The organism is Moorena producens 3L (assembly GCF_000211815.1).
GTDB lineage: Bacteria > Cyanobacteriota > Cyanobacteriia > Cyanobacteriales > Coleofasciculaceae > Moorena > Moorena producens.
The window spans coordinates 115,385-129,243 of sequence record NZ_GL890965.1; the positions used below are offsets into that span (position 1 = coordinate 115,385).

Annotated in this window: 14 protein-coding genes; 2 read left to right on the plus strand and 12 right to left on the minus strand. The window is 41.1% G+C overall.

Features of this window, described 5'->3' with window-relative positions; translation table 11 throughout:
• The first annotated feature begins 255 nt into the window (after positions 1-255).
• Entirely contained in the window at positions 256-2,172 is a 1,917-nt protein-coding gene (locus LYNGBM3L_RS26825) for a phosphatase PAP2 family protein (RefSeq protein ID WP_008188810.1), read from the plus strand.
• A gap of 210 nt (positions 2,173-2,382) precedes the next feature.
• Here the strand turns inward: LYNGBM3L_RS26825 and LYNGBM3L_RS41845 are convergent, their stop codons facing one another.
• The 11 genes from LYNGBM3L_RS41845 to LYNGBM3L_RS26870 form a co-directional block, all read right to left on the minus strand.
• Entirely contained in the window at positions 2,383-2,580 is a 198-nt protein-coding gene (locus LYNGBM3L_RS41845; RefSeq protein ID WP_131827075.1) for a hypothetical protein, read from the minus strand.
• Between the two features lie 60 nt (positions 2,581-2,640).
• Positions 2,641-3,387 carry a CmcI family methyltransferase gene (locus LYNGBM3L_RS26830; protein WP_008188812.1) on the minus strand — a complete coding sequence of 249 codons (747 nt, stop codon included), beginning with the start codon at positions 3,385-3,387 and terminating at the stop codon, positions 2,641-2,643.
• 48 nt (positions 3,388-3,435) lie between these two features.
• Positions 3,436-4,539, minus strand: a complete 1,104-nt coding sequence (locus LYNGBM3L_RS26835) for a TauD/TfdA family dioxygenase (protein ID WP_008188813.1) — start codon at positions 4,537-4,539, stop codon at positions 3,436-3,438.
• A gap of 133 nt (positions 4,540-4,672) precedes the next feature.
• Positions 4,673-5,458: a Sir2 family NAD-dependent protein deacetylase gene (locus LYNGBM3L_RS26840; RefSeq protein ID WP_008188815.1), complete on the minus strand. Its 786-nt coding sequence runs from the start codon at positions 5,456-5,458 to the stop codon at positions 4,673-4,675.
• A gap of 49 nt (positions 5,459-5,507) precedes the next feature.
• Positions 5,508-5,969 (minus strand): arginase family protein, encoded by a 462-nt coding sequence (locus LYNGBM3L_RS26845; RefSeq protein WP_008188817.1) that lies wholly within the window; start codon positions 5,967-5,969, stop codon positions 5,508-5,510.
• A complete protein-coding gene (locus LYNGBM3L_RS49035; RefSeq protein ID WP_267872104.1) occupies positions 5,932-6,054 on the minus strand; it encodes a hypothetical protein in 123 nt (40 codons plus the stop codon). Before LYNGBM3L_RS49035 ends, LYNGBM3L_RS26845 begins: the two co-directional genes overlap by 38 nt.
• Before the next feature lie 51 nt (positions 6,055-6,105).
• On the minus strand, positions 6,106-7,245 hold the full coding sequence (nspC, locus tag LYNGBM3L_RS26850; RefSeq protein ID WP_008188819.1) for a carboxynorspermidine decarboxylase: 1,140 nt from the start codon (positions 7,243-7,245) through the stop codon (positions 6,106-6,108).
• Positions 7,246-7,253: 8 nt separating this feature from the next.
• Entirely contained in the window at positions 7,254-8,453 is a 1,200-nt protein-coding gene (locus tag LYNGBM3L_RS26855) for a saccharopine dehydrogenase family protein (RefSeq protein WP_008188821.1), read from the minus strand.
• A gap of 64 nt (positions 8,454-8,517) precedes the next feature.
• On the minus strand, positions 8,518-9,396 hold the full coding sequence (locus LYNGBM3L_RS26860; protein WP_008188823.1) for a phytanoyl-CoA dioxygenase family protein: 879 nt from the start codon (positions 9,394-9,396) through the stop codon (positions 8,518-8,520).
• A 100-nt stretch (positions 9,397-9,496) separates the two neighbouring features.
• The gene (locus tag LYNGBM3L_RS26865; RefSeq protein WP_008188825.1) at positions 9,497-10,684 is read right to left on the minus strand and encodes an aromatic ring-hydroxylating oxygenase subunit alpha; all 1,188 of its coding nucleotides are present in this window, start codon (positions 10,682-10,684) and stop codon (positions 9,497-9,499) included.
• 72 nt (positions 10,685-10,756) lie between these two features.
• Positions 10,757-11,245, minus strand: coding sequence for a GNAT family N-acetyltransferase (locus tag LYNGBM3L_RS26870; RefSeq protein WP_008188827.1), 489 nt, complete (start codon positions 11,243-11,245; stop codon positions 10,757-10,759).
• A gap of 729 nt (positions 11,246-11,974) precedes the next feature.
• On the opposite strand from LYNGBM3L_RS26870, the gene LYNGBM3L_RS26875 reads away from it, so the two are divergent.
• Entirely contained in the window at positions 11,975-13,192 is a 1,218-nt protein-coding gene (locus LYNGBM3L_RS26875) for a GDSL-type esterase/lipase family protein (RefSeq protein WP_008188831.1), read from the plus strand.
• Here the strand turns inward: LYNGBM3L_RS26875 and LYNGBM3L_RS26880 are convergent.
• Positions 13,187-13,417: a hypothetical protein gene (locus tag LYNGBM3L_RS26880; RefSeq protein ID WP_008188833.1), complete on the minus strand. Its 231-nt coding sequence runs from the start codon at positions 13,415-13,417 to the stop codon at positions 13,187-13,189. The genes LYNGBM3L_RS26875 and LYNGBM3L_RS26880 overlap by 6 nt on opposite strands.
• Between the last annotated feature and the right edge of the window lie 442 nt (positions 13,418-13,859).

Here is a 13,859-nt window from a genome sequence, read left to right on the forward strand (position 1 = left end):
TATAAAATTCTCAAGGGCAGAGGTTTATTTTAAGCTGTTCGCCTAGCGTGAGCCTGTGGCTGACGGCTGACGGCTGACGGCTGACAGCACCTCAAGTAGCGTGGCCTACGGCCAACGGCTAAATCCTTACAAACCAACCGATTTTTTTTCCTGAAAAAAGTACCCTTGTGGGTACTGTCAGAGTCATAAATTACTTTTTACATTTGAATAGACATCTTCAAAACATATCAAAATTCTTTTTCGTAAGGAGTTCCCATGGCAAATCGTTCAGAGAAGTCTTTTGACGTTCGCCTCGACGCTGCAAAACTAGCCAGAAGTCGAGACTATCCTACCCATAAAGCCAATGGGGATGAACAGCGACACGCTGATGATCAGTATTTTATGTCCTTTACCAAAGGGCTACCTCACAACCCTGATACAGGGCTACTAGAAGACCCACAGGATTTTGTGGAGTTTCGCCGTGCAGTGGACGATGGCTTTATTGATCCCTTCTCTGATCGGGTACGTCATGGGGCCAAATTTGAGGTAGTATTTACAGGTCAAGACTACACTATTAAACCTGAGACTAACCCTGATCTGCTTGAGCAATTTAGACAATGGCAAGCACCAACTGCAGGGGTTGTCTTTGAGCTAAACGGACCCGATCCACAAGCGGTTACCATGCCTCCAGCACCACCGTTAATGGATGCTAGCGGTAAGGCTAACCCAGAGCTAATTTTTGAGATAGCAGAGGTCTACGAATTAGCCATACTGCGGGATCAGCCCCTCAATGACTTTGAGAAAAGAGGAGCGAATAGCAAAATCGAGAGTTCAATCAATCGTCTCAATGCCCTCGACTATATTCGCAACCAAACTGGACGACCTCGCAAGGTTAATTCCAGAGGCAGGCTTGATGAGCAAAATGTATTCCGAGGCTCTTCTCCAGGAGTGGAAGTCGGTCCCTATCTCTCTCAGTTTCTACTGATAGGTAATGTTGATCTCAATGGTGGTGGCAACGTTGCAGAGGGGAAAATTACCTATGGTGCTTTGCAAATTGATCAAAAGGTTCCCATTGCAACACCCTGCCAAGATTACATGACCAACATGGAAGACTATGTCTTGGTTCAGCGTGGAATTAAGCAAGACAGAGAAACCTATGTTTTAGAGAATGATCAAAACCCTAAGCTACCAGATCGTCCAGCTCGTCGATTTATCTCCACTCCCCGGGATTTAGCAACCTATGTTCATTACGACGCTCTTTATGAACCTTATCTCAACGCTTGCATCATTCTCCTGGGGATGCAAACACCCTTCGATCCCGTTTTTGATCATCTTTCTGGGGGTGGTGTGGCAGCAGCTAATCCAGCAACCCGTCGCAATGCTGGTGGTTTTGCCCTCTATGGCGGTCCACACATCTTAACTTTGGTTACCGAAGTAGCGACACGAGCACTCAAAGCTGTTCGCTTCCAGAAGTTCAATAACCATATTCGCCTGCGACCAGAGGCATTGGCAGCCCGGATTGAACTATTACGGCGATTTCAAGAGCTACCTAATCAAGCTAAAGCTAGTGTACCCAGAGCATTAATCAAGTACATTAGAAGGTTTGAACGTGAACTAGAAAGCAACGGTACTCTCAAGTCGATTTTGGAACTAGCCAATCAAAATGGCTCTGGCTCACAGAATTATCTACTACCAATGGCATTTCCTGAAGGGTCTCCCATGCACCCTGCCTATGGTGCAGGACATGCCGCTGTTGCTGGGGCATGTGTGACCATGCTTAAGGCATTCTTTGATACCAGTGCAGTTTTAGTAGAAACACCAGTCAAAAACCCAAAACCGGGACAAGCAAGGACACAGATCAGATTTAAACGCTATAGCCCCAAAGATCAGGGAATTGTGTTCCGTGCCCCTGATCTATCTGCCTATAAGAAAGGTGAGGCGACACTTGTTTCAGAGCGTACGAGGGATTTTTTGACTCTGGAGGGTGAGTTGAACAAACTCGCTGCCAATATTTCCATTGGTCGCAATATGGCTGGCGTTCACTATTTTACTGATTATTATGATAGTTTGCGCATGGGTGAAGAAATTGCCATCGGTATTCTGGAAGAACAGGCATTGACCTATTCCACTGATCCCTTTGTGCTGTCACTCCCAACCTTCGATGGAGATGTGATTCGGATTGGTGCTCGTTGAGATCTGACCTGCTTAATGATGGGGATTTCTTTGAATACTCATCATTAAAGAGATGGGGAGATAGGGGAGATGGGGGAGATTTTGATTAAGGGTAATTGTAAGCTATCAGCTGACGGCTGATAGTTTACGAGTAATTATACTCAAATGATATAATTAACCTAAGATAATCGACCCTTGTAATCCAAGATGATCTATATTTTTTATCATGATTTAATCTGAATTTAACACAGTTTTTAGATACCAACTCTGGATAGACCACAAGTCGATGATTTCACTTTTTATGGGATTGTTCCATCCGTATTTATACTTAGACAGCAAGACCATCCGCTCTGTAACCTTTGGTACTACAAAACGAAGTACGGAATGTGGGATGGACAAAATACCAAATAGCACCAATGTGATTTTCAAGGGATTTGGACCTGATGCAATTAGCGATCGCCTATCAAGTTTAACTTTTCTAGTGCAGCATCAGACTTTTATAAGAATGGAATTCCAATTTTTCGATCCATTGTAACCGTACATATCCTGATAGTAAGTATCAATCAAATACTCATCTTCATGGTCAAGCAACCAACTTCTTAAATTAGACATTTTTTGCCTTCCTTTTTCATATTCTTCTTGATCCTCCCAATTCTCGCTCCCATAATCCCAGATAGATTTGTTAGTATCTTCTACAATTAAATAGTCTCCACTGGTTAGACCATTATTGTGAAAATACTCCACTACTCCCAAAACATTGACATGGGCATCTTCTATAACTAACCAAGGATGAGGAAGTTGATTGAGCATTGTTTTTGGTAAAACAGCACTCAAATTATGACAATCTCCTTCAAGAAAATTTACTTTTCGATAATCTCTAGCTTTTTGATCTAGAAGAGATAAATCGATATCGATAGAATAAACCGAACCTTGAATCCCAAAAAGTTCTAAGTTATCTGCTAGCCAAACAGCACTACCACCATTGAGAGCACCAATTTCAATTATGGTTTGGGGTTTAAGTTCCCATAAAAGCATAGGGTAAATTCCTATTTCGGTGACACCTTTGTTCAGAATTATTCCTTTCCAATTCTGTAAATAAGTATTACTTAAGAGTGTGTTCCAAGTTGCGGATGGTAGATCACATCGATCTTCTCTGGCAGAAATCTTGACAAAGCGATCAGGTTTGCTCAGTTGCTTAATATGTTTGGCATCAGTTACTACCTTTTGATAACCCATGTTAGAAATACCCCTATGAATTAGATGTGCCAGTTACGTAAACCCTATTTATTTTTCTAGATATAAATGCTGAAATTGCTTAAAATTGTGTCTTCCTTTACAGTAGTCCCAATCCAAGAACACTCCCTCAAGATGTCTAGTGCCATAATTAGCATCATAAGCTGTTCTTCCATGCAAAATCCTGAAATTCTGTTCTACCAAACAATCTCCTGCTTTGAGGCGAGAGCAATATTGATAATCAGGGCTTTTTAAATAATTAAAAAAAGTTTTATACGCTTCATAAAAAGATTCTACTTTATCAAATTTTAAATTGGGTTTGCAGTTTTTGTGACTGAAGTAAATTTCGCTTACTTCACCTTTTTGATTGAGTTTTAAGATAGGATTAATATTGCACAAATAATATTGACTATGTAAATCAAACTGTTTAAAATGTATTGGAGTTTCAGCTAAGGTATTAAAGTATTCAGGATGATTTTGGCGAAAATCTCTAGCTACACGATAGCCATCTACAACTATTGATTCGCCACCAGAAGCATTATTCTCTACACAATAAAGAAACTGTAATACTCGCCCTATGTTAAGGTAAGTGAAATCAGTATGAGGTAATAAAGGATGAACAGACGAATAGGCTAAATCTACAGCTTCAGTACCCTTAATTGGCTTTACTGGTATAAATCTTCCATAGTAAGTTTCATAAATCGGTCCCAAAGAGCAAACCAAAGACTCTAATTCTTTTGTCGATTGAATATTTTCTAGTATTGTAAAACCCAAACTAAAAAGCTGATTCACCCACACATCAGAATCACAATTGTGAAAATCGTGTCTTACCGTTCGTTCTTTTTGTAAGTCAGCTTTATTCCATAAGATAATCTTTCTTGAAGATTGCACTGGAGTATCGAGTTCATTAACATGAGCCATTAACCAAGAAATGGGAAAAACACTTTGGTGAATCGGTTGTTCTTGCCAAGTAATAGTTAATTTATCGTCCTCCTCCACTACAGATACAGGTTTTGGGGGAGATTGAGCTTCACTAATGTCATAGATTTTCTGAAATGAATTAGGATCGCGACATTCTGGACATAGACAGTTATCTCGCAACCACATATAGTGAAAACGGTTGCCATTAACTGTTATAAAATTTTCTTCTTGCATAAGTTTAATTTCTAATTTAAAGATTATCGGATTTTCTAAAGGACGTAAAAGCTAATTATCGAAGCATTAGACTTCACTGAAACTCCCAGGAAGTGATAAGCAAAGTGGTATTTACTCCCACCCCTGCAAAGAGTTAGCTTACCAGTTGTTTTTCGCATATATTCCACAATTTATCTAGTGTATCGGCAGCAGTAGATAAAATGTGGTAATTAGCTATTTCTGAAAGTACGGTCTCAGCAGGATTTATCTCTACTATGGGCACATTTAACCTACGAGCTTTATACAAAGGTTTAGTAATGTATTGGTAGTCTCTGGAGGTGCCGATCAAAAAAATGATATCAATGGGAGCATTATCTAGGATCTTGAAAGTTTCTTCCGACGAACTCATATGATGTTCACCAAATAACTCAATATCCGGACGAATTAATCCTTCGCAAGCTGGACATTTTGGTGGTAAATCCATCGGTTTACTATATCCGGCTAGGAGTTCTTCTGCAGTTGTCCTGTAAGAACAATTTACACAAAATAGTTCGGAGAGTTGTCCATGTACTTGAATCAAGTTTTTACTTCCGGCTGCGCGCTCGAAACCATCTATATTCTGCGTCAATACCCATGTACCTGGTTTCCAAGACTCGATTTGTGCAATTATCTCATGACCGCGATTGAATTTTGCTTTATGACAGGCTGCTCCAATTTGCCACAGATATTTCCACGTTACTTCGGGACGAGTTTGTAACATATTTTTACTGATTGCTTCTTCGATTGGTACACCTTCTTGAGTGAGAATCCCCTCGAAAAGTCCACCAACACCACGATATGTAGGTAAGCCAGAGTCTGCAGATAAACCCGCTCCAACAATGAAAAGAATAGACTCTGCCTTGAGAATACAATCAGCAACAACACTTAAGATCTCATCCATTAGTTTCTAAAACGCGCCATCCTAACTTTAGAACATTTCTGGATTCGAGTTAACCACTAATTGGCATAACCTGTAAACAAGCAAGCTTGTATAGAACTCTAGCCCCTACATTGCCATCCCACTTATCTCCAACATCACCAGGCGCAACCTCGCACAAATCAAAACCAATAATTGTTTTGCCTGTTTGAACTAGCGATCGCAACAAGTAAATTGCTTCATTAAACTCTAAGCCACCTGGTACGGGAGTGCCTGTATGGGGACAATAGGAGGGGTTTAAGCCGTCAATATCAAAGCTAATATATACCTGATCAGGTAAATTAGATATAATTTTATGGCACTGAGCTGTCCAAGTGAAACCTTCGTAAGCATTGGCTGTGAGCTGCCAATCATCAAACATGACAACTCGGCTATCACTATTTACCATTGCCATTTCTGCCTCACAAACATCTCGGATGCCAACCTGAACTAAACGACTAATCTGACTGTTTGGCGATCGCATCATCATCAACATTACCACCTGTTTCCATATCTCTAATAATCTTCTTAGCAATAGCTCGTATGGCGCGATTTTTATCTTGAATAAGTGATACTTTCAAAAGCGGATTTAGTATAACCCATGATTTTGGTTAGTTCCCATGGCAATTTGCCTAAGATAATCGACTCTTATAATCTTCGTAGCCAAATTCTCTAACCAAGTTAAAAGTACCATCAGAGCGCACAATGCCGATGGCAGGATGTTTGATGCCATTAAACATAGAAGTCTTCACCATCGTATAGTGAATCATATCTTCAAAAACAATTGTGTCACCAACCTGCAAAGGCGTTTCAAAGTAGTAATCTCCCATGCCCATAAAGTCTCCTGCAAGGCAGGTAAGACCCCCCATCCGGTATCTAGGCTCTTTCTGTTGCGGATCTCTTGCACCTCGAATGCGAGGTTTATAAGGCATCTCCAAACAATCAGGCATATGAGCGGTAAATGAGACGTCAAGCATGGCAATAATCAGGTTTGAAGTTTCAATCAGATCAAGAACTGTTGCTCGGAGTACCCCAGTTTCCCATGCCACTGCCGATCCAGGCTCCAGATAAATATGCAAGTGAGGATAACGGGATTTAAAACGGGTCAAAACTTCGATTAGGTGTTCGATATCATAGCTTTTAGAGGTGATCAGATGTCCTCCCCCTAAATTAAGCCACTTGATCTGGGGAAGGTGATGCCCAAACAGGGTTTCAATCTGCTCTAAAGTACGTGCTAAAGCCTGTGAGTCGCTTTCACATAAGTTGTGGCAATGTAACCCTTCAATGCCCTCCGGTAACTTATCACCTAATTTTTCAGCGCGTATTCCTAGACGAGATAAGGGAGACGAGGGATTATAGATCTCCGGTTCCACCGGAGAATACTCTGGATTAATGCGCAGACCCGGTGATACTTGGGTCAAGAGAGTTTTTTCTTTAAATCGCTCCCATTGGCTTAGGGAGTTAAACGAGATATGTGTTGCCCCTTGAATCAGTTCTGGAAATTCTTTTTCCTGGTAGGCAAGCAAGTAAAGGTGGAGCTCTCCACCAAACTCTTCTCGCCCTAGCCTTGCTTCAAACAGAGAGCTAGCAGTAGTACCTTGTAAGTATTGTTTGACAATGGGAAAGGCACTGAACATCGCAAACCCCTTCAAGGCAAGAATGATCGTAATTCCTGCTTTTTTCTGAACCGAGTCAATTAACTCAAGATTCTCAATCAGCTTTTCGGACTCAAGCACATAGCAGGGGGATGGGATTTGGGAATAATCAATCATCTTGCTTGTTAATCCCCAAATTCTTCTGAGTTGTTAGTTGACTCATGCCAAGGTAAACCATAGGTTCCCAACTTTGCCAAAAAAGGATCAGGGTTAAGTTGTTCCACATTAAAGACTCCCTCACCTTGCCATTCGCCAGTTAAGACTAGCATTGCACCAAGCATTGCAGGTACTCCTGTTGTATAAGCAACAGCTTGTGCCCCTACTTCTTGATAAGCTTTTGCATGGTCACAGTTATTGTAGATATAGTAGGTTTTTGGTTTTCCGTCTTTTATTCCTCGAATATGGCAGCCAATAGATGTTTGACCTTCATAGTTCTCACCTAGTGAAGATGGTGCAGGTAGAACAGCTTTGAGGAATTGCAAGGGGACGATTTGATGCCCTTCATACTCAATCGGTTCAATACTAGTCAATCCCACATTCTGGAGGACTTGCAGGTGTGTCAGATAACTTTCACTAAAAGTCATCCAGAAGCGAGCCCGTTTAATGGTGGGAATGTGTTTTACTAAAGACTCAAGCTCTTCATGATACAACAGGTATGATTCTTTAGCTCCAATCTCAGGGTAATTAATGGAGCGATGCACTGAGAAGGGTTCAACTTCTACCCAGTTAGAGTTTTCATAGTATTTTCCTTTTTGAGTAATCTCTCTGATGTTAATCTCAGGATTAAAGTTGGTAGCAAAGGGATGACCATGATCGCCTGCATTACAATCTACAATATCTAGATAGTGAATCTCATCAAAGTGGTGCTTGAGGGCATAGGCGGTAAAGACTCCTGTGACTCCAGGATCGAATCCGCATCCAAGGACAGCCATAATGCCAGCTTGTTTATATCTTTCGTGGTAGTCCCACTGCCATTTATACTCAAATTTGGCTTCATCAGGAGGTTCGTAGTTAGCTGTATCGAGATAATTTACTCCTGTTGCCAAACAAGCATCCATAATTGGCAAGTCTTGGTATGGCAAAGCCACGTTAATAACTATGTCAGGCTGAAAATCCTTAATTAGAGCGATCATTTCAGCGACTTTGTCTGCATCAACTTGTGCTGTTTGCAGAGATGGATGGGTAATAGTAGCAGCAATGCGATCGCATTTTTCTTTAGTCCGACTTGCTAAGAGAATTTCCGAGAAAACATCTTTCAACTGGGCGCATTTTTGAGTGACGACATTACCCACTCCACCTGCACCAATAATCAAAACTTTTGCCATAACTGTACTATGTTAAATAGATGTTTAAAAGTGTCTATTGCTATAACTCCAGTACAAGAATAACTTATTGTGAGTTAGCTCCAAAGTCAGATGTATACCAATTCCAATTACCAGTCTGATCCTCAAATCCCGATTTGTAAAGCCCATCCTTAATCGCAGAATCAGGAAGTTTCTCTAGGGGGATGTAGGGGTGGGATTCTTGAGATTTTTCTTCAACAGGTTGGTTGGAGACAGCGTTATAGTGGCAATGCATGAGGATACGAGTATCACCTGTTTTATTTCCTTGAGAACCATGTATCGTGTTCGCATGGAAAAATACAGCATCACCAGGTGCCATTTCGCAATCGACAATTTCTAGCCTTTCTATGATCTTTTCCATCCGCTGAGGATCGCATACATCTCCATTACCTCGCAACACAGGGTTAATACGACCCATTAAGTGCGACTTTTTGATAACTTGCAAGCAACCATGGGCTTTAGTATTCTCAGTGATAGCTACTGTACAAGTTAAAATGTTGGGGAAAAGACAGCCGTCACCATACCAATAGGTGTAACCTTGATGCCAGTCAATAACGGTATCATCATAGGGCGATTTTTGAACAATTTTTGAGTGCCAATGATAGCACTCCTCGCCTAAGATAAGTTCTGCAGTATCGACAATCCGAGCTAGTCGAGTCATTACGCTAACCAGACTATCGTTTAAACCATTCCAAACAGCAGCACGCCAAGGTTCACCCTTTTGGTTGATGACAGTTCTGAGTGCATTAGAAAGATTGGGATCCTTATCGCAAACTTCCCGGATTAAGCTAACCTCCTCCAAATCAAATAACCCAGGGACAATAAGATATCCATCTTCGTGATATTGAGTGAGTTGTGCTTGAGTTAAGGGATTAGTTTTCCGTACATCTGTGTCAAATTTCGATGCAATCATTTGAGAGTCCATTTTCTACTGTTATTTTAGAGATTGAGATTTTTGAATCAGATTTCCATCAGTTGTTGTGGAATATGAGTATTGGATTGATATCCGCTATAATAGCGTTCCTTTATCCTTTCCCCAACAACTTCTGCGAAGACAAATAAATTGTATCTGATTTTAACGACGGGTTTACCACATCCATTCTGGGAGAGACAGTCTTTTTAGATGCTCCCAAATCGCCTAATATATTTCCATCTATGCTTACAGGAATCATCCTACGGATGTAATCATGAAACTGCTTTTGACCTGCTTCTTTAGTAGGATGATAAGGACCACAGTGTTGCTGACCTTGTTGGTAAAGTGCTTTCCTTCCCTGATGGATCTTGGTCATCAGATCATGGTCTTCATATTCTATTTCATACATATACTGGTCAAATGCATTTAGAAAGTCTTGATGTTGAGAAAACTGCTCTTCTACCAGACGATATTCGTGAATTGAGCATGTGTCGATGCTTTCTGGTATAACAACGGCAACTAGGGCAAAGCACTGAGAAATTTCAATAATAATATTAGGATAAATACAAAGCCAGACAGCACCATAGTCTTCTGGGAATTTACCAACATATTTGTTATAGCAATCTATATAGTCTCCCAGAGCAGAGGTTTTTATTTGGATTTTTTCTCTAAGATGTATCGCTTGAACACTAAAATCATCTCGGAAAATCGATTCAATATATCTTGAATCTAGAAAGGTTTTAAAATTAGGATGACATGCTTCTAAGTGGTAATTATCTAGAAAGGTATCCATATAGCTTTTCCAATTTACCTTAACGAAGAAGCAATCATGGGCATATAAACTTAGCTTCTCGAAGTTAATATTTGTAAATGTTTTAGAAGTTTCTAGAGCACCTTTCAAGGCAGAATCGTTTTTAGGAAACACAAAACCATCATAAATATCGATGGATTCCTTTTCTAGAGAGTGTAGGGCATGATCGCATTCTATATTAGCCGAACTCAACATCTTCCCATTGAGATCATATGACCAGGAATGCACTGGACAGACAATGCTGCGACAATGTCCCTTGTCTTTGAGCATGGTTGCATAACGATGTTTACAAATGTTTGGCAGAACCTGAATGTTCTCTCCATCATGGATGAGAACCTTTGTGTCCTTAGTGTGTGGCAACACAAAATAGTTCTGAGATTCGTTGACAAAGCTACTGTGTCCTAGAAAAATATCCTTAAATTGACAACGCTTCTTTTCTAAGGCAAAGATTTCTTCGGAAAAGTAAAATTCGTGAGGAAGGGATAGCATATTAATTGCCCTCAGTAGGTAGGTTTAATTAACTGTCAAATGGAAAAATATTAAAACTTGAAAAAACTCTATTTAAGTTGAAGAGAATGCCGCTAAGGCATCACCAGCAAGGCGACAAGTCCGCCAGTCGTTGAGAAAGGTTGCACCTTGCTGTTTGTAGAATGCGATCGCACTTTCATTACAATTGAGCACACTCCACTCAACTCGCCCACATCCTTTATCAAGTGCCATCTTTGCCAAATAGCCAAAAATTTGACTTCCTACACCCTGACGACGATAGTTAGGTAAAACAAACAGAGCTTCTAAAAATAGACCGGGTTTCATCAAATAAATAGAGAAATTGAAGAAGTAAAGAGCGAATCCAGTCGGTACACCATCTGCACAAGCAAGGATTGCCTCGGCCTCAGGATGAGAACTAAACAAACTTTTATGAAGTTGCTCACATGTGCCAGTGACCTTGTGGGAGAGCTTTTCATGGTCAGCCAGAGCCATGATTAGCTCGAATAGAATAGGTACATCATCAGGTATCACCGGACGAATGTCAATTGAGTAAGAATTCATAATTTCTAATGATACCACGGCGTTGATGAATTAAGAAATGAATGCGCGATTATCTGGTTTTATTAAACACTCCTAAATCCCCCAACTTTGCGGTGCCGCGCACCGGGGGGGACTTTAAGAGTTTTGTTCCCCCCAGAGGGGGGCTAGGGGGGCGAAACCATACCCATAATCAGCAACACCAGAAATTTACTGGCGTTTAATCGACTTTGAAGATGAGTCTGGTAAAATTGAGGTAACATTTTCTAACATAGCGGTCTTGTTGACAATCGAGACCGTTCTTTTTTTAGCACAAGTTGCTCTAATTTTAAAGCCATAAGGCTTGTAGCTGGGTTGTCACCCCCTCAGCTTCAATTGATAATTTTTGTGAAGCACTTCCCCCAGGATTAGCCGGACTTTTTGATTGTAAATTTTTTCTTGATGTTGACGATGTAATAACTTAGCTTGTTCTATAAGTTGAGATAGTTGATCATAATTTAATCAAGCGCAATTGTTTGGTTTGTTTAGGACTTTTTTAGATTTAATCCCAAGTTCAGCTCATGGTTCATGAGCCCCATAAAATTATATAATATACTCTTATTTTATCAAAAACTTTTCTTTGGATAGGTCTAAGGTATAATAAAATATTTTGCTTCCATACTTGTTTAAGTACCGTTACAAGGGCTGTGAAGTTTTCCGGATTTCCTCGATTGTTTGATGTGAAAAGAGTATAGAGAGGAAACTGGGCACATCATGAGCAATCTATATCTGTTAACAACAAGTCTACTCACTGGCGGAGCAATGTCTGCTCCACCACCACCACCCCTACCTGCCAATCCCTCAGATAGCCTCTCAAGCCTGTTAGTGTCAACAGCTAATAAAACATTGCAGGCTGGGGTTAGTCATAAGATTGTTCCTACCGTAGAAACCACTGTCGAAACCTCCTCTCCTCAATTTAGTAGTCAATGGCAGAAACGTAGCCCTACTAAATTGTTACAGCCGTTTTCAGATGAATTGACCTCACTACCTTTAGCTGCAAGCCCCCTAAATCCCCCAATTCTGGGGGACTTTAACTCAATTTCCCCCTCCGGTGCGCTTTCCGTTGGCGAATTAAATTCGCCACGGGTCGCACCGCAAAGTTGGGGGGCTAGGGGGGCGAAACTTGGTGTAAAGTATCAGCAAAGTTTACCCAACTATCGACCTGCTACTCCTTCACCAAAGTCAGGAACGGAACTATATTACCAACGATTAGCTGCCCTCAGAGCTGGCAAACTTTATACTCGCTTACCTGCTCATAGTTTCTCATCGTTTTGGGCAAAGGGATTAAATCACAAAGGAGTCCCTCTCACAAAACCTACCTATCAGCAATGGAAACAACTCCTGGCACAGGAAGCGAAAGCTGTTGCTTACGGACAGGGTAACAATCGTCTGTCTATGGTAGTGGGAGATTCCCTAAGTTTGTGGTTACCGGCACAGGGATTACCTAAATATCAACTTTGGCTCAATCAAGGGATTTCTGGTGAGAATACCAGTCAAATTTTGAGTCGATTATCGGCATTTTCCCAGACTCGTCCTGATACAATTTATGTGATGGCAGGTATCAATGATTTGCGTCAGGGGAAAACCGATCAAGTTATTGTCAACAATCTGCGCCAGATTACCCGTCAATTGCGGCAAAATCACCCACAAGCTCAACTGATTATCCAGTCGATTTTACCGACACGAGCTACTGCTATTTCTAATCAGCGCATTCGTAATCTTAATAAACAAATTGCTCAGATTGCTCAACAAGAAGGAGCAGCCTATCTCAATCTTCACAAGTTGTTTACTGATAGTAAAGGTCAGATGGAGCACAACTTGACAACCGATGGTATACATTTAACGCCTCTTGGCTATCAGGTTTGGCAAGAGGCGCTACAGTATACAGAATCGTTGATTGCTGCAAATCGCGCTAGGGCTTCATCTCTATGAACGGGATTGTCGGGAGGCCAGTTTCTCACAATTAGCTTGGGTTTGCTGCAATAGTTGCTCTCTACTATCTGCTGCTGTAGTGAGGTTAGGAACTAATTTTCGGGCGTGGAGTGCCATGTGAAACTGAAGCTCGGCGACATAATCGCTAATGCCTTCACAACCATGATCATTGTGGGGTTGAGTAGAATGCAAATCCAAAGTGTTCTCCTTGTCTAACTTTACCATTAGGTAGTTCGAGAGCGGGGATGCTGCGTGTTTAATTAGCCCATAGGAACCCCGACTCGATGTATGTTACAGAACATATCATGGTATGCCAAGGCCATATCTGATTTTGTAATGAAGTTTAAAATATTTGTTAAGATTTATATAGTTTAGGTAATTTATACAACGTCGTTGTCAATTTTATGGTATAAAATGTTGACGATAAATTTTACCAAATGATAAATGTAAGCATTCAGCAGTCAGCATTCAGCGGTCAGCCGTGAGCTTTTAGCTCAAGCTACGCGAACAGCCGTGAGCCATTCGCTTAGCGTGGCACAGGCTTTGGCCTTGGCCTTTCGGCCACGCGTGCGCGTTTGGCCACGCTGTGCGAACGACGCTGGGACTTTCCCGTAGCCCATAAGCACCTAAAGTAGCGTCGCCACAGGCCCAAAGCTGATAGCTGATA

Excerpts from the sequence above, each read along its gene's own strand:
- LYNGBM3L_RS26825 (WP_008188810.1), top strand. The coding sequence starts at position 256 with ATGGCAAATCGTTCAGAGAAGTCTTTTGACGTTCGCCTCGACGCTGCA.
- LYNGBM3L_RS26830 (WP_008188812.1), bottom strand. The coding sequence starts at position 3,387 with ATGGGTTATCAAAAGGTAGTAACTGATGCCAAACATATTAAGCAACTG.
- LYNGBM3L_RS26835 (WP_008188813.1), bottom strand. The coding sequence starts at position 4,539 with ATGCAAGAAGAAAATTTTATAACAGTTAATGGCAACCGTTTTCACTAT.
- LYNGBM3L_RS26840 (WP_008188815.1), bottom strand. The coding sequence starts at position 5,458 with ATGGATGAGATCTTAAGTGTTGTTGCTGATTGTATTCTCAAGGCAGAG.
- LYNGBM3L_RS26845 (WP_008188817.1), bottom strand. The coding sequence starts at position 5,969 with ATGTTGATGATGATGCGATCGCCAAACAGTCAGATTAGTCGTTTAGTT.
- nspC (WP_008188819.1), bottom strand. The coding sequence starts at position 7,245 with ATGATTGATTATTCCCAAATCCCATCCCCCTGCTATGTGCTTGAGTCC.
- LYNGBM3L_RS26855 (WP_008188821.1), bottom strand. The coding sequence starts at position 8,453 with ATGGCAAAAGTTTTGATTATTGGTGCAGGTGGAGTGGGTAATGTCGTC.
- LYNGBM3L_RS26860 (WP_008188823.1), bottom strand. The coding sequence starts at position 9,396 with ATGGACTCTCAAATGATTGCATCGAAATTTGACACAGATGTACGGAAA.
- LYNGBM3L_RS26865 (WP_008188825.1), bottom strand. The coding sequence starts at position 10,684 with ATGCTATCCCTTCCTCACGAATTTTACTTTTCCGAAGAAATCTTTGCC.
- LYNGBM3L_RS26870 (WP_008188827.1), bottom strand. The coding sequence starts at position 11,245 with ATGAATTCTTACTCAATTGACATTCGTCCGGTGATACCTGATGATGTA.
- LYNGBM3L_RS26875 (WP_008188831.1), top strand. The coding sequence starts at position 11,975 with ATGAGCAATCTATATCTGTTAACAACAAGTCTACTCACTGGCGGAGCA.
- LYNGBM3L_RS26880 (WP_008188833.1), bottom strand. The coding sequence starts at position 13,417 with ATGGTAAAGTTAGACAAGGAGAACACTTTGGATTTGCATTCTACTCAA.